We start from the raw sequence: 18,096 nt of genomic DNA on the forward strand, positions 1-18,096 counted from the left end.
AATCGGCCGGGGCGGCGGATGAACACGGCCGGGCGTTCGTGCGTATGTTCCCCCGACCGCCCGTGGCGCGGCGAGCAGGCCCGCGGGGACGACGTGACGAGGCGAGGTACAGGCGATGAGCGACCGAGTGGGACCACCCGCGGTGCACGCCCTGCCCGACGGCGAGGCCGAACTGTCCCTGGTGGTGCGGCTGCCCTGGGAGGACGTCGCCCGGCTGGGCCAGGAGGCCGGACGGCTGGCGGCCCGGATGCAGCGGCCGGTGACGCTGGACGAGGCCGTCGGCCACCGGCTGCGCTCGGCCCCGCCCGGCGCGCACGCCAGACCGGCCGGCGCGCAACCGCAGGCCGTCACCACGGCGGCCGCCGGCCCGCCGCCGGCGGGCACGGCGTCGGCGCCCGCCGCGTCGGTCTCCGCCCTCCCGACCCGCCCCCCGACCGAACCGACCCGCCCCCCGATGGACCGCATGGGCGGCACCGCCTAGCCCCCCGAACCGGCCGAACCGCCCGCCGGTCCTGGTCGGCCACTCGCCGGCCCAGCCCGAACGGCCGCCCGCCCCGGCCGGCCGCCCGCTGGTCGCCGGCCTCGCCCACCTGCCGGGCCCGGCCGCCCGACCGCCGCTCGCCGGTCTCGCCCGACCGCCGACCACCGGTCCCGGGCCGACCACCGGTCCCGGGCGGTCACCGGTCCCGGTCGGCCACCTGTCCCAGCCGACCGCGGGTCCCGGCCGACCGCCCGTCCCGGCCGACCACCGGTCCCGGCCGACCACCCGCACCGGTCGGCCGACCGGCCAGGTCAGCTCGCCGCGCGGTCCCACGGTTCGCGGATCTTCGCCGCGGCCTTGCGCGCCGCCACCAGGACCGGGTCCCACACCGGTGAGAACGGTGGCGCGTAGCCGAGGTCGAGTGACGTCATCTGCTCCACCGTCAGTCCGGCCGTCAGCGCGACCGCCGCGATGTCCACCCGTTTCGCCGCGCCCTCCCGGCCCACGATCTGGACGCCCAGCAGCCGGCCGGTGCGGCGCTCGGCGAGCATCTTGACCGTCATCGGGGAGGCGCCCGGGTAGTAGCCCGCCCGGCTGGTCGACTCGATCGTGACGGTCTCGAACTGGAGCCCGACCCGGCGGGCGTCCCGCTCGCGCAGGCCGGTGCGCGCGATCTCCAGGTCGCACACCTTGCTCACCGCGGTCCCGACCACGCCGGGGAAGGTGGCGTAGCCGCCGCCGACGTTGGTGCCGATGACCTGACCGTGCTTGTTGGCGTGGGTGCCGAGCGCGATGTGCCGCTGCTGCCCGGAGACCAGGTCGAGCACCTCCACGCAGTCGCCGCCGGCCCAGATGTTCTCGTGGCCGCGCACCCGCATCGCCCGGTCGGTGAGCAGGCCGCCGTGCGCGCCGAGCGGCAGCCCGGCCGCGCGCGCCAGCGCCGTGTCGGGGCGTACGCCGATGCCCAGCACGACCACGTCCGCCGGGTACTCGGCGTCCTCGGTGGCCACCGCCCGCACCCGCCCGTCCTGCCCGGTCAGCACCTTGGTGACCTCCGCCTCGCCGACCATGGCGATGCCGAGGCCCTCCATCGCCTCGCGCACCATGCGCCCCATGTCGGCGTCGAGCGTGGACATCGGCTCCGTGCCCCGGTTGACGACCGTCACCTCGTAGCCGCGCCGGATCAGCGCCTCGGCCATCTCGACGCCGATGTAACCCGCGCCGACCACCACCGCCCGGCGGCCGGCCGCGCGGGTCAGGGTGTCCAGCAGCGCCTGGCCGTCGTCGAGGGTCTGCACCCCGTGCACGCCAGGTGCGTCCACGCCTGGCAGGTCGGGGCGGATCGGACGCGCCCCGGTCGCGATCACCAGCTTGTCGTACGACGTCCAGGACTCGGCCCCGGTCTCGACCTCCCGCGCCCGCACCCGGCCTCCGGCCACGTCGATCTCGGTGACTTCCGTGCGCATCCGCAGATCGATGCCGCGCTCCCGGTGCTCCTCGGGGCCGCGGGCGATCAGGTCGTCCCGCTCGTCCACGTCGCCGGCCACCCAGTAGGGGATGCCGCACGCCGAGTACGAGGTGAAGTGGCCGCGTTCGAACGCCACGATCTCCAGCTCGTCGGGCCCGCGCAGCCGGCGCGCCTGTGACGCCGCGGACATTCCCGCGGCGTCGCCGCCGATCACGACCAGTCGTTCCGTTGAGTCCGTCATGCGAACACGTTAGGCGGCCACACCCGCCCACCCGTGCTCGGCAAGCCCTCCAGGCGCTGGTCGATGCGCGTCCACGTCATTGGCCTGTCGTGTCACCTTGTGACGATGGGCATCACGAGGGCGGCCAGCAGCGCCATGCCTGTGAGGCCGACAGCCAGGGGATCGCGAGTGGATGGGTGACGGTGTACGAGGTAGGCGAGGCCACCGAAGCCGACGATGCCGACTGACGCCAGCAATAGGGCGACGAGCAGGACGAGCCTTGACATGGAACTGACTTTCCTCACTGATTGGATCACGGATTTCTGCAATGGGGAATTTCATCGCCCCTGGCGCGTAAGGTCAGGCGGAAGCATCGATCCTTGTCACTTCGGGCGACATACGTCGGCTACTGTGAACGACCCGGTAGAAATTTCTCTGAGCCAGACGGCGACGCTGCTCGGCGGCGAGTCGTTTTGTCTTGCGGCGGACTCGTTCACCGATGGCTTCAGGGTTGGGGGAGCCGACGAAGGCAGCGGCTTCTGCCCACGTGGTGCCCTCGCCCTCCGCATAAGCGAAAACGATGTCGCGCTCCACTTGGTCCAAGCCGCGCAGGACAGCGTTGAGCCGCTCGTCCTCAAACACCCCATGAGCTATTCGCGGCAGCAGATCGGCCTCGGCGGCGATCAAGTCGTACAGGGAGATCCCGTCTCCCAGAACAGCGTCCAGGGACAGCACCCGCCCGTGGCGGGTACGGCGCTGCCACACGGGCACCAGTTGCCGGTGGATCGTCCGCGCCTCAGCCTTGAGCGCGCCGATGGCGGTTGGCGACAGATGGCCGTCAGACCACAAGGGCGCGCTCCAGTCGCCCAACAACGCGGTGGAGACTGCTTCCTGCCAACGCTTGCTACGCGGAACCACGAGCGCCCGTTTGGCGAGCAAGTCCAGTGAGCTCAGGACCAACTGGTCATCCGGCACAGTGCTGATGATGAACTGGGCGCGTAGCGCATCGACGAGATCAGGAGCATGGCGAGAAGGCCGAGGCATTCTCTGGAGCAGCGCATCTTCCGTCTGTAATTCCTCAGGGCCGGTGACCAGGTTGAGACCGGTCGGGTCCCCCTCGATATTCCGGGCCCCTTTGAGTTCCGTTGCCTTCCGTTGCGACCAGGAGGCCGGGCCGCGACTGTTCGCCACGCCCAGCATCATGGGTACCTCAGTCATTTCCCAGGCCGTCTCGAAGCTCATCGGCACAGGGAACGAGCCGGTGGGGGGCGAAGTGGGCAGCATGGCGTGTTCCTTCACTGAGCGAGTGATTCACCTCCCAGCCCTGGGCTGGAGTCATATCGGCGCAGTATCTTCACCGCAGTGGTGTGTTGTCCGTCACGCAAGTGCAAGAGCTGTCCGGCAGCCGTCGCGACCTCGCCGTGGCCTTCGGCCTGCCGGCGGTCCCTCATCGGGGCGCCTTCGGCCGGCCGCTCGGGCGGGAGAGCTCAAGGGGTCAGGGCTCACCGGTTTTCATTGGCCTCACCGCTGTGTCCACCGGGTGGTGGACACGGGACAGTCCTTCCGGTCGTACCGCGACGTCCGCCGTCGACGGAATCCTGGAGGCATGGCAGGAACAGCGGTGCGAGCGCGGCACTTGCGCAAGACGTATGGAGGGCGCGTCGCCGTCGACGGGCTCGACCTCGACATCCGGCGCGGTGAGATCTTCGGCATCCTCGGGCCGAACGGTGCCGGCAAGAGCACCACCGTGGAGATCCTGGAAGGGCACCGACGCCGCGACGGAGGCGAGGTGGAGGTACTTGGCGAAGACCCGGGGCACGCCTCGCGGCGCTGGAAGTCCAGGATCGGGATCGTCTGGCAGAACGAGGCCGTGACAGGCGAACTGTCGGTCGCCGAGACCGTACGGCACTACGCCCGTTACTTCCCCAACCCGCGCGAGCCCGAGGAGATCATCCACCTCGTCGGGCTCGACGAGAAGGCCAGCACTCGGGTCACCGCGCTCTCCGGCGGCCAGCGCCGCCGTGTGGACGTCGCCGTCGGCGTCATCGGCCGCCCCGAACTCCTCTTCCTGGACGAGCCGACCACAGGGTTCGACCCGGCGGCCCGGCGCCAGTTCTGGGAGCTGATCCGCTCGCTGGCCCGCGGCGGCACCACCATCGTGCTCACCTCCCACTATCTGGAGGAGGTCGAGGCCCTCGCCGACCGGCTGGCCGTCGTCGTCAGGGGCAAGGTGGTCGCCGAAGGCGACCCGGCCACCCTCGGCGGCCGCGCAGGCGCCCGGGCCACCGTTCGCTGGCGTGCCCCGGACGGTCCAAGGGAGTGCTACACGGACACGCCCACCCGTGTCATCAGGGAACTGGCCACGGCATTCGACGGCGAGGTCCCTGACCTGGCGGTGAAGCGACCCACGCTCGAGGACGTCTACCTGAGCCTCATCGAGCAGCAGGAGAAGACGGCATGACGCCGCAGCCCCTCGTGGGAAACCGCCCGGCCGACGAACTGCATCGGAACGGCGCAAGCGGCAAGCTGCCCGGCTCGTTCCGCCTCGGGCTGCTCCGCGGCGGTGTGGAGCTCAAGCAGTTCTTCCGGGCCAAGGAAGCCGTGGTCTTCACCTTCGCGCTGCCGATCGTCATGATGACGATGTTCGCCTCGATCTTCCACAACAGGATTCAGAACGCGGGAGTCACCGTCTCCCAGCTCTACGTCGCTGCCATGCTAGGCGCCGGCCTGATGTCGACCAGCTTCCAGTCTCTTGGCATCGGCATCGCCACGGAACGCGACGAGGGCTGCCTGCGCCGGCTGCGGGCCATGCCCTTGCCACGCAGCGCCTACTTCATCGGCAAGCTGTGCCTCGTCCTGCTGACCGGTGTCGCCGAGACCGTCTTGTTGCTCGTTGCGGGAGTCGCCTTCTTCGGCTTGGAATTGCCCACTGCTCCGGGCAAATGGTTCACCCTCGTCTGGGTGCTGGTGCTGGGCATGGTCTCCTGTTCGTTGCTGGGCATCGCGATGAGCAGCGTGCCGCGGCACGCGAAGAGCGCAGCCCCGATCATGACTCTGCCCTTTCTCATCCTCCAGTTCGTCTCCGGCGTCTACATCTCCATCGACAGTGTGTCCGGCTGGATGTTGGAGGTGGGCTCCCTCTTCCCGCTGAAGTGGATGTGCCAGGGTCTCCGTTCGGTCTTCCTGCCCGACCGGGCGAAGGTGCTGGAACAGGCGGGAGACTGGGAGCTCGGCCGGGTCGCCCTGGTTCTGGGCGCTTGGTGCATCGGAGGATTGGTTCTTTGCCTGACGACATTCCGCTGGAAGAACCGGCGCGACGGATGACCGTCACCTCGGCGGCTCCCCGGTCGGCTACCCACGTGGCGCACGCGTGGCAGCGCACCCCCTGGTTGTGGGACGTCCAACTCGGCATGGCACTGGTGACGGCGGAACTCTTCGTCGCCTTCTCGCACGGCTCGAAGCCCTGGGTCACGGCAGTGGACGCCTGGCTGCTGTTGTCGGTCCCGCTCTACGCGACGGTCGGCCGGCCCGCACTCCACCGAGACGCGGAGAACTCCCGTAGGGCGCTCAGCTTCTGCACCGGTGTGGCAGTGCTCTACACGCCCGCGGCGGTCGTCGCGCAGGAGACGTCCATCGCGATGGTCGTCCTCGCTCCCCTGTCCTACCTGTTGCTGTCCCGCTCGAAGGCCATCGCCTTCCTCCTGGTGTGCAACGTCGTGCCTCCGCTCTGCTGGACGGTGCTGTGGTGGGACGAGCCGGCACACCTCCTGCCCAGTCTGCTGATCGCCGCGTCGGTCGCCGGGTCCTGCCTGACCATCGGCGGCTGGGTGCAGAACATCGCTGTACAGAGCTCCGAACGAGCAGATCTTCTGCGCCAGTTGGAGTCGAGTCGCGACGAGTTGGCCCGGCTCTCCACCGCCCACGGCGCACTGCTGGAGCGCGAACGGCTTGCCCGCGAGATCCACGACACCCTGGCGCAGGGCTTCACCAGCCTCGTGATGCTTTGCCAGGCACTGCGGGGCGAACTGGACCCACGGGCCGAACAGGCTTGCCGGTACGTCGACTTGATGCACCGCACCGCCCGCGAGAACCTTGCCGAATCCCGCTCTCTGGTCGCCTCCCTCAGCCCAGCACAGCTGGACGACAGCGCTCTGGACGAGGCGGTACGGCGGCTCGGTGAACGGCTCGCCGAGGAACTCGGCATCATCGTGGACGTCCACGTCACCGGTACGCCGCGGACTCTTCCGCCGACAGTCGAGGTGGTGGCGCTCCGAGCCTCCCAGGAGGCGCTGTCCAACATCCGCAAACACGCGCACGCCGCACACGTCGACGTCTGCCTGGCCTACACCTCCGCCCACCTCGAACTGACGGTCCGCGACGACGGGCGCGGCTTCTCACCCACCGCTTCAGACGGCGGTTACGGCCTGCCCGGCATGCGGGCCCGGGTCACCGAGATCGGCGGGACGACCGAGGTGATCAGCGCCCCAGGGCAGGGCGCCACGCTGACCGTACGGTTACCGCAGCCGCCCTCCCGGACGACGCTTCCACTTATCCAGAACGGCTCCAGGAGACCCAGCGATGATCCGAATCCTGCTCGTTGACGACCACCCCGTGGTGCGGGAGGGACTGCGGGGCATGCTCGACGCCCACCCCGGCCTGGAGGTCGTCGGGAGCGCGTCCTCCGGCCCTGAAGGCGTGGCCCTGTGCGCCCGGCTGAGGCCCGACATCGTATTGATGGATCTGAGGATGCCTGGGGGAGACGGCGTCGAAGCTACCCGGAAGATCATCGCTGCACACTCCAGCACCACCCGCGTCGTAGTTCTCACCACTTACGAGACCGACCGCGACATCCTGCGCGCGGTGGAGGCCGGCGCGGCCGGCTACCTCCTCAAAGACGCTTCCAGCGCCGACCTGGCCGAGTCGATCCGGGCCGCGGCACGCGGCGATACGGTGCTCGCGCCCACCGTGGCAGCGGCGCTCGTCTCCCGGCTGCGCGGCGGCGAGCCGGACCGGCCGCAACTGTCCCAGCGGGAGCTGGAGGTGCTGAAGCTGGTCTCGCAGGGATGCACCAACTCCGAGATCGGCCACAGCCTGTTCATCGGTGAGAGCACGGTCAAGACCCACCTGCTCAGAAGCTTCGGCAAGCTCGGCGTCTCCGACCGCACGGCGGCGGTCACCCGCGCGATACGGCTGGGTCTGCTTCCGGTGGGATGACCGGTGGTCTGGGTACACCGAGCGGGTTTGGTCAGTCACGACAGGGCGTGTTCCACGCGGGCTCGTGCCTGGCGCTGACGGCGTTCTCCGCTTCCTGCTGCGGCTGTCGGCGGCGGACCTCGGTTCGTGCGCCCGTACGCCGCCACCAGCACCACCTGGCCCTCTCCGCTGAGACCACCTCACCCGTACCCAGCCAACGCATCAACCGGCCCCGGGCCACGGAACAACCTCCGACTCTCACGGGGGGCTTCCCCCTCCTGGCCGACGCCGGGCGCGTGCCCGGCCGGCCGCCCGGGGTGCCGCCCCGGCTCACTCGCCGTCCGGCCGACCGCTCTCCTCCGTGGCCGCCGGCGGCGGCGCCGACGACCCCCGCGGGGCGCCGGGCAGCGGTCCCAGCGCGGTCATCACGGGCGGCACGGGTGCGGCGGGCGCGGTGGCGGCCCGGCGCGGCCGCCGGTGTCGTACCACTCGCCACGCCACCACGAGCGCCGCCAGCACGACGGCGAACGGCAGCACCGCGCCGAGCGCCAGCGCGAGCCAGCGCACCACGGTGACGAACACGTGCCAGCCGCCCGCCACCGCGTCCCCGAAGCCGGGTGCGTCGTCCGCGGCGGCGGTCCGGTGCGCGGCCGTCCCGGACAATGACAGGGTGATGGTGGCCAGGCTCGTACGGTCCTTCAGGGACGCCTGCCGGCCGAGCAGCGACTCCAGGTCGGACTCGCGGCGGCTCAGCTCGCCCTCCAGCGCCACCACGTCGCCGATCCGGTCGGCCCGCTCCATCAGGGCGCGGACCCGGTCGACGCTCGCCCGCTGCGACCTGATCCTGCTGTCCACGTCGACGACCTGGTCGGTGACGTCCTCGGCCTTCGACGTGCGCTCCACCAGCCTGCCCGCGCCCTGCAGAGCGGTGAGCACGCCGTCGTACCGTTCGGCGGGCACCCGCAGCACCACCTCGGTCCGCTCGTGGCCGTCCTCGTCGCGGGTCGTGGTCTCGTCGCCGACGTAACCGCCCGCGTGCTCGACGGCCGTACGGGCCGCGTCCAGGGCCTTGGCGACGTCGCCGACCTCCACCGTCAGCGAGGCGGTGCGGACGATGTGGTCGGTGCCGAGCTTCGGCGCGGCGCTCGCCTTCGCCCCCGGAGCCGAGCCGCCGCTCTTGGCCGAGCCGCCGCTCCCGGACGAGCCGGCGTCCTGCGCGGAGGCGGCGTCGCCGCGGTACCCGCTCCCGGCGGCGCCGCCGGAGGCGGCCCTGTCGCCCCCGGCGGCCTTGTCGCCCGTGTCGGAGGAGCCGCCGTCCGCGCTGCACCCGGTGAGCGCGAGGGCCGCGGCGAGCAGCAGCCCGACCAGGGCGGAGGCGGGCCGGACCGAACGTGGTGCGTGCATGTGGGTGTACCCCCGGGGTCGTCGTGACCACTGACGCTCCTTCGACGCCGGGACCGCACGGAACGTTGGCGGGAAACGGTCCCGAAGAGGTCACGGTCGCGACTCGCGCCGGACACCGCGCCCGAGCACCGCGCCGGACACCGCGCGCGACGGGACCACCGGCCCCGGACGGAACCACCGGCACCCCGCCGGGACCACCGGCACCCCCGCCGGGACCACCGGGCCCCGCCGTCACTGTCAGTGGTGTTTGAGAGAGTGGGGCCATGAGCGCAACGGGTACGGACAGCACGGGGCACGTCGTCGTCATCGGGGCCGGGATCGCGGGCCTGGCCGCCGCGCACCGCCTGCTGCAACGCGGGGCGCGGGTGACCGTGCTGGAGGCGTCCGACCGGGTCGGCGGCAAGCTGCTGCCCGGCGAGATCGCCGGGGTGCGCGTCGACCTGGGCGCCGAGTCGATGCTGGCCCGTCGCCCCGAGGCGGTGGGCCTGGCGCGCGAGGTGGGCCTCGCCGACGCGCTCCAGCCGCCGGCCACCGCCACCGCCTCGATCTGGACCCGCGGCGCCCTGCGCCCGATGCCCAAGGGCCACGTCATGGGCGTCCCCGGCGCCGCCGCCGCGCTCGCCGGAGTGCTCTCCGAGGACGGCCTCGCCCGTATCGAGCGCGACGCGCGGCTGCCCCGCACCGAGACCGGCGACGACGTGGCGGTCGGCGAGTACGTCGCGGCGCGCCTGGGCCGCGAGGTCGTCGACCGCCTGGTCGAGCCCCTGCTCGGCGGGGTCTACGCGGGCGACGCCTACCGCATCTCGATGCGCTCCGCCGTCCCCCAGCTCTTCCAGGCCGCCCAGCGGCACGACTCGCTCACCGAAGCCGTCCGCGCCATCCAGGCCGCGGCGGCGGCGAACGCGCGGACGGCCGGACCGGTCTTCACGGGCATCGAGGGCGGCGTCGGGCGGCTGCCCCTCACGGTCGCCGAGTCGGTGCGGGCGCGCGGCGGCGAGCTCCTCACCGGCGCCCCCGTCACCGAGCTGCGCCGACGGACGCCGGCGGGCTGGCGGATCACGGCCGGGGACCGGGTGCTCGACGCCGACGCGGTGGTCGTCGCCGTGCCCGCGCCGGCCGCCGCCGCGCTGCTGAGCGCCGAGTCGCCCGGGGCCGCCGCCGAACTGCGGGCCGTCGAGTACGCCTCCATGGCGCTGATCACCCTCGCCTACCGCCGCTCCGACGCCGACGCCGCCCTGCCCGACGGCAGCGGCTTCCTCGTGCCGCCCGTCGACGGACGGACCATCAAGGCGTCGACCTTCGCCTCCCGCAAATGGGGCTGGATCGCCGACCAGGACCCGGACGTGACGGTGCTGCGCACCTCCGTCGGACGGTACGGCGAGACGGAAGTGCTCGGCCGCGCCGACGCCGACCTGGTCGACGTCTCCCGGCACGACCTGCGCGAGGCCGTCGGCCTGACCGCCGCACCCGTGGAGACCCGCGTCACCCGATGGACCGACGGACTGCCCCAGTACCCGGTCGGCCACCACGCGCGCGTGGCCCGCATCCGCGCGCACGTCGGCGAACTGCCCGGCCTCGCGGTGTGCGGCGCGCTCTACGACGGCGTCGGCATCCCCGCCTGCGTGGCCAGTGCGTACGCCGCCGTCGACCAGCTCGGCGGCGACCTGACGGCCGTGCGGGAACTCACCGCCGCCCCGGTGCGGAGCCGGCACGGCGGAGCGGGAGAATAAGCCCATGAGTGACGAAGCCTCCACCACCGAGTCCGGCCGCATCCCGAACAAGGGCAAGCTGGCAAAGGACCTCAACGAGGTCATCCGCTACACGCTGTGGTCCGTCTTCAAGCTGAAGGACGTACTGCCCGAGGACCGCACGGGCTACGCCGACGAGGTGCAGGAGCTGTTCGACCAGCTCGCCGCCAAGGACGTGACCATCCGCGGCACCTACGACGTCTCCGGCCTGCGCGCCGACGCCGACGTCATGATCTGGTGGCACGCCGAGACCAGCGACCAGCTCCAGGAGGCGTACAACCTCTTCCGCCGCACCAAGCTCGGCCGCGCGCTGGAGCCGGTGTGGTCGAACATGGCGCTGCACCGCCCCGCCGAGTTCAACCGCTCGCACATCCCGGCGTTCCTCGCCGACGAGACGGCCCGCGACTACGTCAGCGTCTACCCCTTCGTGCGCTCCTACGACTGGTACCTGCTGCCCGACGAGGACCGCCGCCGGATGCTCGCCGACCACGGCAAGATGGCCCGCGGCTACCCGGACGTGCGCGCCAACACCGTCGCGTCCTTCTCCCTCGGCGACTACGAGTGGATCCTCGCCTTCGAGGCCGACGAACTGCACCGCATCGTCGACCTCATGCGCCACCTGCGTGCCTCGGAGGCCCGCCGGCACGTCCGCGAGGAGGTCCCGTTCTTCACCGGCCGCCGCAAGGACGTGGCCGAGCTGGTCGCCGGCCTGGCCTGACCGGCCGAGCACGTCTGACCGGCCGAGCACGGCCCGGCGTCCCGCGCTCACCGGAGCACGGGACGCCGGGCCGGATCACTTCCCGTTCCGGGGCCGGGCGGCGGCGCGCGCCTTCAGCGCGGCGCGCAGCTCCTTCTTGCGAAGGTCCCGGAAGGTGGGCCGGTTCGGCTGCGGCTCCGGGTGCGCGGCGCAGGCCGCGTCCAGGGCCGGAACCCGGCCCTGGAGCAGATACGCGTCCAGGTACGCGTTGACGCACCGGTTCGGCCCGTAGCCGACGCCGTGCGCGCCCGCGCCCCGCTCGGTCACCAGCACCGAACCCGCCAGCCGCCGCCGCAGCTCGACCGCGCCCTCGTACGGCGTCGCCGCGTCCCGCTCGGCAGCCAGCAGCAGCGTCGGCGGCAGCTCACCGGGCGCCGTCCGCACGTCCAGGGGCCGCTGCCGGGGGCCCGTCCAGTAGGCGCACGGCAGGTTCATCCACGCATTGCCCCACGTCTCGAACGGCGCCGTCCGCGCCAGCCGGGTGTTGTCCCGGTCCCACACCGCGAAGTCGGCGGGCCAGGCCGCGTCGTTGCACTCCACGGCCGCGTAGACCGCGGCGCCGTTCTCCGCCTCCGCCGCCCCCTCCGCGCCCGGCGCGGCCATCGTGACCAGCGGCTTGCCGTCGCCCTTCAGATACGCCGACAGGGCCTCGGCGCTGCCCGGCCAGAAGTCGTCGTAGTAGCCGACGTTCAGGAACGCGGCCTGCAACTGCCCGGGGCCCACCTTGCCGCCCGCCGGCTTCGCGGCCAGCCGCCCGCGCGCCTTGTCGTACGACGCCTGCACCGCGGCCGCCGTACGCCCGAGCCGGTACGCGGAGTCGTGCCGCGCCACCCACTTCTTGAAGTCCGTCCAGCGGCCCTCGAACGCGGCCGACTGCGCCAGGTTGTTGCCGTACCAGATCCGCGCGGGGGCGGGGTCGACCACCGAGTCGAACACCATCCGGCGCACGTGCGAGGGGAACAGCGCCGCGTACAGCGCGCCGAAGTAGGTGCCGTAGGAGGCGCCCATGAACGTCAGCCGCCGCTCGCCCAGCGCCGCCCGCAGCACGTCCAGGTCACGGGCGTTGGCGAGGGAGGTGTAGTGGCGCAGGGCCGGACCCGCGCGCCGGGCGCAGTCGCGGGCGTACGCCCTGGCCTCGGCGACGCGCTGCTTCTTGTACGCCGCCGTGGGCTTGATCGGCGGGAAGGTCGGCGCCTTGAGGAAGGTCTTGGGGTCCCGGCAGGACAGCGGCGCCGAGCGGCCGACCCCGCGCGGGGCGTAGCCGACGAGGTCGTAGGCGGCGGCGATCCGCTTCCACTCGGGCGCGAGCCCGACCAGCGGGAAGGACATGCCGTCGCCGCCGGGACCGCCCGGGTTGAATACCAGGGCGCCCTGCCGGGGCACCGCGCGCCTGCCGTCGCGCGGGTCCTTGCGGGTGGCCCGGACCCGGCTGACGGTGAGCCGGATCTGCTGGCCGTCGGGGCGGGCGTAATCGAGGGGCACGGACACCGTGCCGCACTCCATCGCGACCGGCAGCTTCGCGGTCTCCGCGCACGGGCGGAAGCGGATGCCGGCCTTCTCCGCGCGCGCCGCGGCCACGATCGTGCCGCGCAGCTCCGCCGCCCCGCCGGGCACCGCCCGCGCGCTCGCGGGCACACCACCGGCCGGGACGGCGAGGGCGGTCAGGATCAAGGAACCGGCGGCCGTGCAGACGGCTGCTGCTCTCATCGCGTATCCCCTTCGGCGCGCGGCGGCTTCGCTGCCCGGCGGCAGCGATTCGAGGGCCGGCGGCAACAGAAGGGATGTTTGGTGCGTCCGTGGAGCGAGGCAAGCACCGCACGGCCGGTGTCGGCGCCAATGCGCCCGACGCGCCCCGCGTGGGCGCGCACTCCGTCTTGAGCACCCGCGCGCCCCCCACGTCGGCGGCCGTGACCGGTCGGCGGCCGGTCACTCCCGCCAGGGCTGGTCGCGGTGGGTGAAGGCGGCCCGCAGTTCCGGTTCGCCGATCGCGCGGATGCCCCGGACGGCCACGGAGGCGAGGTACGACCGCTCGTCCCCGGCGCCGCCCCCGGCACGGTCCGCGCGCCGGGCCACTGTCCCGAGCAGCCGCTGCCCGGCCGGGGAGGCCCAGCGCGCGTGGGGGTGGATCTCGACGCGGGCTATGGCCAGGCAGCTCAGGGTGAGCGCGAGGGGCAGCGCGAACCACAGGGCGATCAGCCCGCGCGGCATCCCGGTCGGGCCGGGCAGGAGCAGCGCGGCCGCGCCCAGCGCCAGGACGGCCAGCGCGGCGGCCCGCACCTGGCGGACCCCGGAGGAGACGTCGGCCGCCGACCCCTCCGGCACGGCGAGCCCGGCGCTGACCAGGCGGTCGGCGAGGCCGCGCACCGAGTCGGCGGCGGCCAGCGCGGCGCGCACCGGCGCGATCCGGGACTGCCCCTCCGGGCCGATCGCCCCTATCGCGGAGCGCTCCATCTCGTCCCGGCCGCGCGGGTCCACGACGGTCGCCCAGCCGGTGTGCGCGAGCAGCAGCCGCCGTTGGCGGGCCATGGAGACGAGGGTGACCTCGGCGACGCGGGCCGGGCCTCCGGACAGGAACGCGGCCTCGTACAGGGTCAGGTCGTGGTCCCGGTCCGCGGGCGCGGCGCCGGTGTCCCAGGCGGCGGCGCGGACGGCGGCCAGACACAGCCGGGTGCACGCGACGCCGGCGACGGCCCAGGCGGGCAGCAGGAGGAGTACCCAGAACATGACAAGTTTCTATGCCAGCGGCCCGGGAAACTCCATGCCCTGTTCACATTCCGGACCAGCTGTGGCCGGTATGTGACTTTCCGTTTGTTTCCCGAGGTCAGGGAGTTGCCGTCGGTGACTGCGGGGGCGGCCTCGATGCGGCAGGCGGCAGGACGTACGTCGGTGCCGCCGACCCACCGGACGGCGTGAGCGGCACGATGTCGCCGGGGGCCGCCATGCTCGGCACGGCGGTCGAGGCGGCGGCGGTGTCCGCCGGGTCGGCGCCGGCGGTCAGGTCGCGGGCGATCGAGGCGAAGTCGACGTCTCCGGTGGCCTCCAACGCCCTGACGCAGCCCAGGACCGTCGTCGCCGCGTCGTCGGCGAGGTCGCGCACCAGGGAGTTCTGGGTGCTCGCGCGCACCTGGGCGACGCGTTCGAGGAGTTGTCCGTAGGCCAGGCGCGGGAGGTTGGCGAACAGGCGGTCGTACTCCTCGCCCTCGGCCCCGTCCAGGGTGGTCAGCGACTGCTTCTGCCGGGCGGTGGGCTCGTTGGGCAGCGGCAGCCCGAGCCGGGCCGCCACGTCGCGCGTCCGCCGGTCGAGGAAGACGTACCCGTCCACGAGGCGGCGGCCCGCCGTGCGCACGGCGTCGGTGGTGCCCCGTTCCTCGGCCCGCTCCCCGGCGGGCGCCCCCCACAGCCCGGCGAGCCGGACCTGGGTGAGGAAGTCGCGGTCCTGCCCGGACAGCGGCCCGTACGGCGTCGCCACGGTCCGCGCGCTCAGCGGCTCCGCCGGCGCGGCGGGCCGGTCGGCGTACGACCAGAGCGGGACGAGCAGGGCCACGACGGTGCCGGCCAGCACCGAGACGATGATCCCGGTGCCGCTGAGGATGCCTCGGCCCGGCACGGGGCGTCGGGGTCGCATGAGGCGCCTCCTGTCGCGGCACCGCACGTCAGCGCGCCACGGGCGTGAGTGAAGGGTTCGCATAGTACTGCGGCCCGGCGCCCGCCCCGAACCGCCGGGTGCCACGCCCGGCGCCGGCTGTCGCGGGCGGCCGTCGCGGGCGGCGGTCTTTTGCCGGCCCGGCCCTCAGCCGGACTGCCGGTCAGGGGGACCGCCGGTCAGCGGGATTGGCCGCCCGCCGGGCTGGTCGCTCGCCAGGTGCCGCGTCCGGCGGTCCGGCGTCGGCTGTTGCGGGCGGCCTTCGCAGGCGGCGGTCTTTTGCCGGACCGGCCCCAGCCGGATCGCCGGTCAGGGGGTCCGCCGATCAGGGGGGCCGGCCGCCCGCCGGACCGGCCGTCAGTGGGACCGGCCGCCCGTCGGACTGGGCACCCGCCGGACCGGCCCTCAGCGGCGCAGCAGTACGCGGCGGGCCGCCCTGGCCGCGCGGACCGCCGGTCTGCTGGACCTGGGCGCGGGCCCGGACCGCTCCAGCCACCAGGCGCGCAGCGCCCGCCGGGCCTCGGCGTCCTCGGGCCGCCCGGCGAGCAGCAGCGAGGCCGCGAACTCCATCGCGTCCTGCCGGTAACCGCCGCCCATCGGGTGCCCCTGCGCATGGGCCAGGAACGCGGGGCGGTAGCCGGCGCCCAGGATCACCGGCAGCTCCGGCGCGATCCTCGCCACCACGTCCGCCCGCTTCGAGGCCAGCGCCCGCGCCTGTACCGCCAGGCGCCCCCGGTCGAACCCCTCCGGCGCGGGCGTCCCCGCCACCAGCGCCGACAGCAGCGCGGTCTGCGCGAGCCCGAGCCGCTGCCGCGCCGCCTCGGTACCGGGGAGCTCGGCACCGACGGACTCGGCACCGATCGCCTCCGTACCGGCGGACTCGGCACCGATCGCCTCCGTACCGGCCGTACCGGCCGTACCGGCACGGACCGTCCCGCCCCCGGCGGGCTCGGCGCCGGCCGTTCCGTCCTCGGCGGACTCCGCACCGACAGCCCCGTACCCGGCGGGCTCGGCCGCAGGGGTCTGCGCCGCCGGAGTGGCGGGTGCGGGCGGCGTCCCGGGGTCGGCCGCCGCCCGCCGCGGGTGGGCCGCCGCCACCGTACGGCCCAGCTCCACCGCCTTGCCGATCGCCGCCAACTCCCGCTCCAGCTCGCCGAGTTCGGGGAAGTTCTCGTCGCGTTCCAGCAGGACGCCGGGCGGGGTCACGCGGGAGGCGAGGTCGGTCAGGATGTCGAGGACCGGTTCCGGGACCGGGTGGGCATGGCTGTCGTGCCAGACGCCGTCCCGCTCGAAACCGCCCGCCACATGCACGTACGCGAGGGCTTCGAGCGGGAGTTCGGCCAGCGCGCGGGCCGGGTCCTCGCCCTGGTTGACGTGGTTGGTGTGCAGGTTGGCCACGTCGATCAGCAGCCGCACCCCGGTACGGTCGGCCAGTTCGTACAGGAACTGCCCCTCGGTCAGATCCTCGCCCGGCCACGACAGCAGCGCGGCGATGTTCTCCACGGCCAGCGGCACGGGCAGCGCGTCCTGCGCGACGCGGACGTTCTCGCACAGCACGTCCAGCGCGTCCCGGGTGCGCGGCACCGGCAGCAGGTGCCCGGCCTCCAGCCGCGGCGACGCGGTCAGCGCGCCGCCCGCCCGCACGAACGCGATGTGCTCCGTCACCAGCGGCGCGCCCAGCACTCGGGCCCGCTCGGCCAGCGCGGTCAGCCGGCCCTCGTCGGGCCGCTCGGCCCCGCCGAGGCCGAGCGAGACCCCGTGCGGCACGACGGTCACCCCGCGCGCCCGCAGCCGCAGCAGCGACTCGGGCAGGTGGCCGGGGCACAGGTTCTCGGACACGACCTCGACCCAGTCGACGTCCGGCATCCGCTCCACCGCGTCCGCGATCTCCGGCCGCCAGCCGATCCCCGTCCCCAGCCGCTGCATCGTCCCCGCCACCCTCTTCCCCCCCCGGCCGCCGGGCGTCGGGCGCCCGGCTTCGTGATCCGCGCAGGACGCGCGTGCAGGGGGTATGGCCCCGGCGCGACGCCGCGAACCCCGCGCCCCGCGCCTTCAGAGCAACATTTGAGGTTCGCCGCCGGGTCGCGGCCCTAGCGCAGCGCCGGATGGTCGGCGACCACCGTGGCCGAGCCGGGGGCGATCTCCGTGAACCCCGCGTCGCGCACCAGCGGGAGGCCGCAGGCGGTGAGGTCGCGCCACTGACCGGGCGCGGCGGTGCGCACGGCGAGCGGGTAGCCGGCCGCGCGCCAGGCGGCCCGCTGCTCGGACGTCAGCTCCCACCAGGCGAGCTGGGCGCCGTGGCCCGCCTGGGCCATCGCCTTGCCCGCGGACATCTCCAGACCGGGGTTGAGCCAGAGCACCGGCACGCCCGGCTCGGGGTCGGCGGGCGGCTCGGGGTCGTCCAGGTCGGTGCCGGAGACCTGGAGCTTGGCCAGGTCCTTGGGCCAGCCGTCCAGCGGGACGGGCGGGAAGACCCGTACCTCCGCCGCCTGCCCGGTGACCGTGACGCCGTCCAGCGCCTCGGCGCGCCGCCACTCCGCGCCGCGCGCCCGGCGCACCACCTTGCGGATCCGGGCGTCCTGCCAGTCCCGCACGGCCCGCGCCCACTCGCCCTCGCCGAGCGAGCGCTCGTCGCCGAGCAGCACCAGCACCGCGCGGGCCGCCGTCTCCAGCGCGTCGGTACGGGCCGGGGGAGCGGCGCGCTCGATGCGTACGACCAGCGGCAGTACGTACTGGGGCGCCTCGTCGCGGGTGCTCGGCTCGGACCGGAAGGGGCTGTCCCCGGGGACGGCGGCGGTGGTGGTGGCGGTGGTCTCGTCGGTGCTCACGCCCTCCAGTCTGCCAGCCGGGTGATCGGCGCCCCGGACCTGTGGGCGGCTCACCCGGAGCAGGCGGTGCGCTGCGCCTCCTGCCACTCGCAGACGGGGCACAGCGTGATCCCCTTGTACGACTCGGGGTACTCCGTCGGCTCGCGGCACAGCACGCACTCCGCGTACGGCGGCCCCTCGGCGGCGGGCGGCCGGGCGGCGTCGATCAGGCAGTAGCCGTCACCGCCACCGCTGCCGTCGCTGCCGCCATCACCGACACCGCCGCCGCCGTCCTCGGCCGTCCCGGCGCGGTCCTCGCCGACCCCGTCGTCATCGTCGTCCTCGCTCATGACACCAGCGTAGGACGGCGGGACG

At 73.7% G+C, this 18,096-nt stretch carries 17 protein-coding genes; 7 read left to right on the forward strand and 10 right to left on the reverse strand.

Translation table 11 applies throughout. From position 1 onward, the window contains the following. Nucleotides 1–115 precede the first annotated feature (115 nt). Nucleotides 116–481: a hypothetical protein gene (locus tag ABEB07_RS04225; protein ID WP_345667058.1), complete on the forward strand. Its 366-nt coding sequence runs from the start codon at nt 116–118 to the stop codon at nt 479–481. A gap of 311 nt (nt 482–792) precedes the next feature. Here ABEB07_RS04225 and ABEB07_RS04230 read toward each other — a convergent pair whose 3' ends face one another. The 3 genes from ABEB07_RS04230 to ABEB07_RS04240 all read right to left on the reverse strand — a co-directional run bounded on the left by ABEB07_RS04230 (nt 793) and on the right by ABEB07_RS04240 (nt 3,453). Beyond that, nucleotides 793–2,190 (reverse strand): FAD-dependent oxidoreductase, encoded by a 1,398-nt coding sequence (locus ABEB07_RS04230; protein ID WP_176150929.1) that lies wholly within the window; start codon nt 2,188–2,190, stop codon nt 793–795. A 92-nt stretch (nt 2,191–2,282) separates the two neighbouring features. After that, a complete protein-coding gene (locus ABEB07_RS04235; RefSeq protein ID WP_345667059.1) occupies nt 2,283–2,456 on the reverse strand; it encodes a hypothetical protein in 174 nt (57 codons plus the stop codon). A 73-nt stretch (nt 2,457–2,529) separates the two neighbouring features. Next, nucleotides 2,530–3,453: a hypothetical protein gene (locus ABEB07_RS04240; RefSeq protein WP_345667060.1), complete on the reverse strand. Its 924-nt coding sequence runs from the start codon at nt 3,451–3,453 to the stop codon at nt 2,530–2,532. Between the two features lie 322 nt (nt 3,454–3,775). On the opposite strand from ABEB07_RS04240, the gene ABEB07_RS04245 reads away from it, so the two are divergent. The 4 genes from ABEB07_RS04245 to ABEB07_RS04260 are packed head-to-tail and all read left to right on the forward strand — an operon-like array spanning nt 3,776 to nt 7,383. Beyond that, nucleotides 3,776–4,630: an ABC transporter ATP-binding protein gene (locus tag ABEB07_RS04245; RefSeq protein WP_345667061.1), complete on the forward strand. Its 855-nt coding sequence runs from the start codon at nt 3,776–3,778 to the stop codon at nt 4,628–4,630. Continuing rightward, complete coding sequence (locus tag ABEB07_RS04250; protein WP_345667062.1) at nt 4,627–5,493, forward strand: ABC transporter permease; 867 nt, start codon at nt 4,627–4,629, stop codon at nt 5,491–5,493. The genes ABEB07_RS04245 and ABEB07_RS04250 overlap by 4 nt, the downstream gene beginning before the upstream one ends. Then, entirely contained in the window at nt 5,451–6,770 is a 1,320-nt protein-coding gene (locus ABEB07_RS04255; RefSeq protein WP_345667064.1) for a sensor histidine kinase, read from the forward strand. The genes ABEB07_RS04250 and ABEB07_RS04255 overlap by 43 nt, the downstream gene beginning before the upstream one ends. After that, the gene (locus ABEB07_RS04260; RefSeq protein WP_345667066.1) at nt 6,748–7,383 is read left to right on the forward strand and encodes a response regulator transcription factor; all 636 of its coding nucleotides are present in this window, start codon (nt 6,748–6,750) and stop codon (nt 7,381–7,383) included. Before ABEB07_RS04255 ends, ABEB07_RS04260 begins: the two co-directional genes overlap by 23 nt. A gap of 309 nt (nt 7,384–7,692) precedes the next feature. On the opposite strand, the gene ABEB07_RS04265 is transcribed toward ABEB07_RS04260, so the two are convergent. Continuing rightward, nucleotides 7,693–8,766 carry a DUF4349 domain-containing protein gene (locus ABEB07_RS04265; protein WP_345667067.1) on the reverse strand — a complete coding sequence of 358 codons (1,074 nt, stop codon included), beginning with the start codon at nt 8,764–8,766 and terminating at the stop codon, nt 7,693–7,695. Between the two features lie 263 nt (nt 8,767–9,029). Here ABEB07_RS04265 and hemG point away from each other — a divergent pair, with 263 nt between their 5' ends. Together hemG and hemQ are read left to right on the forward strand one after the other, a co-directional pair. Beyond that, nucleotides 9,030–10,496 (forward strand): protoporphyrinogen oxidase, encoded by a 1,467-nt coding sequence (gene hemG / locus ABEB07_RS04270; RefSeq protein ID WP_345667068.1) that lies wholly within the window; start codon nt 9,030–9,032, stop codon nt 10,494–10,496. A 4-nt stretch (nt 10,497–10,500) separates the two neighbouring features. Then, entirely contained in the window at nt 10,501–11,232 is a 732-nt protein-coding gene (gene hemQ, locus ABEB07_RS04275) for a hydrogen peroxide-dependent heme synthase (RefSeq protein ID WP_164585854.1), read from the forward strand. A 75-nt stretch (nt 11,233–11,307) separates the two neighbouring features. On the opposite strand, the gene ABEB07_RS04280 is transcribed toward hemQ, so the two are convergent. The 6 genes from ABEB07_RS04280 to ABEB07_RS04305 all read right to left on the reverse strand — a co-directional run bounded on the left by ABEB07_RS04280 (nt 11,308) and on the right by ABEB07_RS04305 (nt 18,071). Continuing rightward, the gene (locus tag ABEB07_RS04280; RefSeq protein ID WP_345667069.1) at nt 11,308–12,978 is read right to left on the reverse strand and encodes an alpha/beta hydrolase; all 1,671 of its coding nucleotides are present in this window, start codon (nt 12,976–12,978) and stop codon (nt 11,308–11,310) included. 219 nt (nt 12,979–13,197) lie between these two features. Next, a complete protein-coding gene (locus ABEB07_RS04285) occupies nt 13,198–13,995 on the reverse strand; it encodes a TIGR04222 domain-containing membrane protein (protein ID WP_345667070.1) in 798 nt (265 codons plus the stop codon). Nucleotides 13,996–14,092: 97 nt separating this feature from the next. Beyond that, nucleotides 14,093–14,896 carry a DUF4142 domain-containing protein gene (locus ABEB07_RS04290; RefSeq protein ID WP_345667071.1) on the reverse strand — a complete coding sequence of 268 codons (804 nt, stop codon included), beginning with the start codon at nt 14,894–14,896 and terminating at the stop codon, nt 14,093–14,095. A 423-nt stretch (nt 14,897–15,319) separates the two neighbouring features. Then, a complete protein-coding gene (locus ABEB07_RS04295) occupies nt 15,320–16,840 on the reverse strand; it encodes an MbnB/TglH/ChrH family RiPP precursor modification enzyme (RefSeq protein ID WP_345667072.1) in 1,521 nt (506 codons plus the stop codon). 164 nt (nt 16,841–17,004) lie between these two features. Further along, nucleotides 17,005–17,742, reverse strand: a complete 738-nt coding sequence (locus tag ABEB07_RS04300) for a peptidyl-tRNA hydrolase (protein ID WP_345667073.1) — start codon at nt 17,740–17,742, stop codon at nt 17,005–17,007. A 50-nt stretch (nt 17,743–17,792) separates the two neighbouring features. Then, nucleotides 17,793–18,071, reverse strand: coding sequence for a hypothetical protein (locus ABEB07_RS04305; protein WP_345667165.1), 279 nt, complete (start codon nt 18,069–18,071; stop codon nt 17,793–17,795). Nucleotides 18,072–18,096 lie beyond the last annotated feature (25 nt).

It is taken from the genome of Streptomyces similanensis (genome assembly GCF_039543625.1).
Taxonomy (GTDB): Bacteria; Actinomycetota; Actinomycetes; order Streptomycetales; family Streptomycetaceae; genus Streptomyces; species Streptomyces similanensis.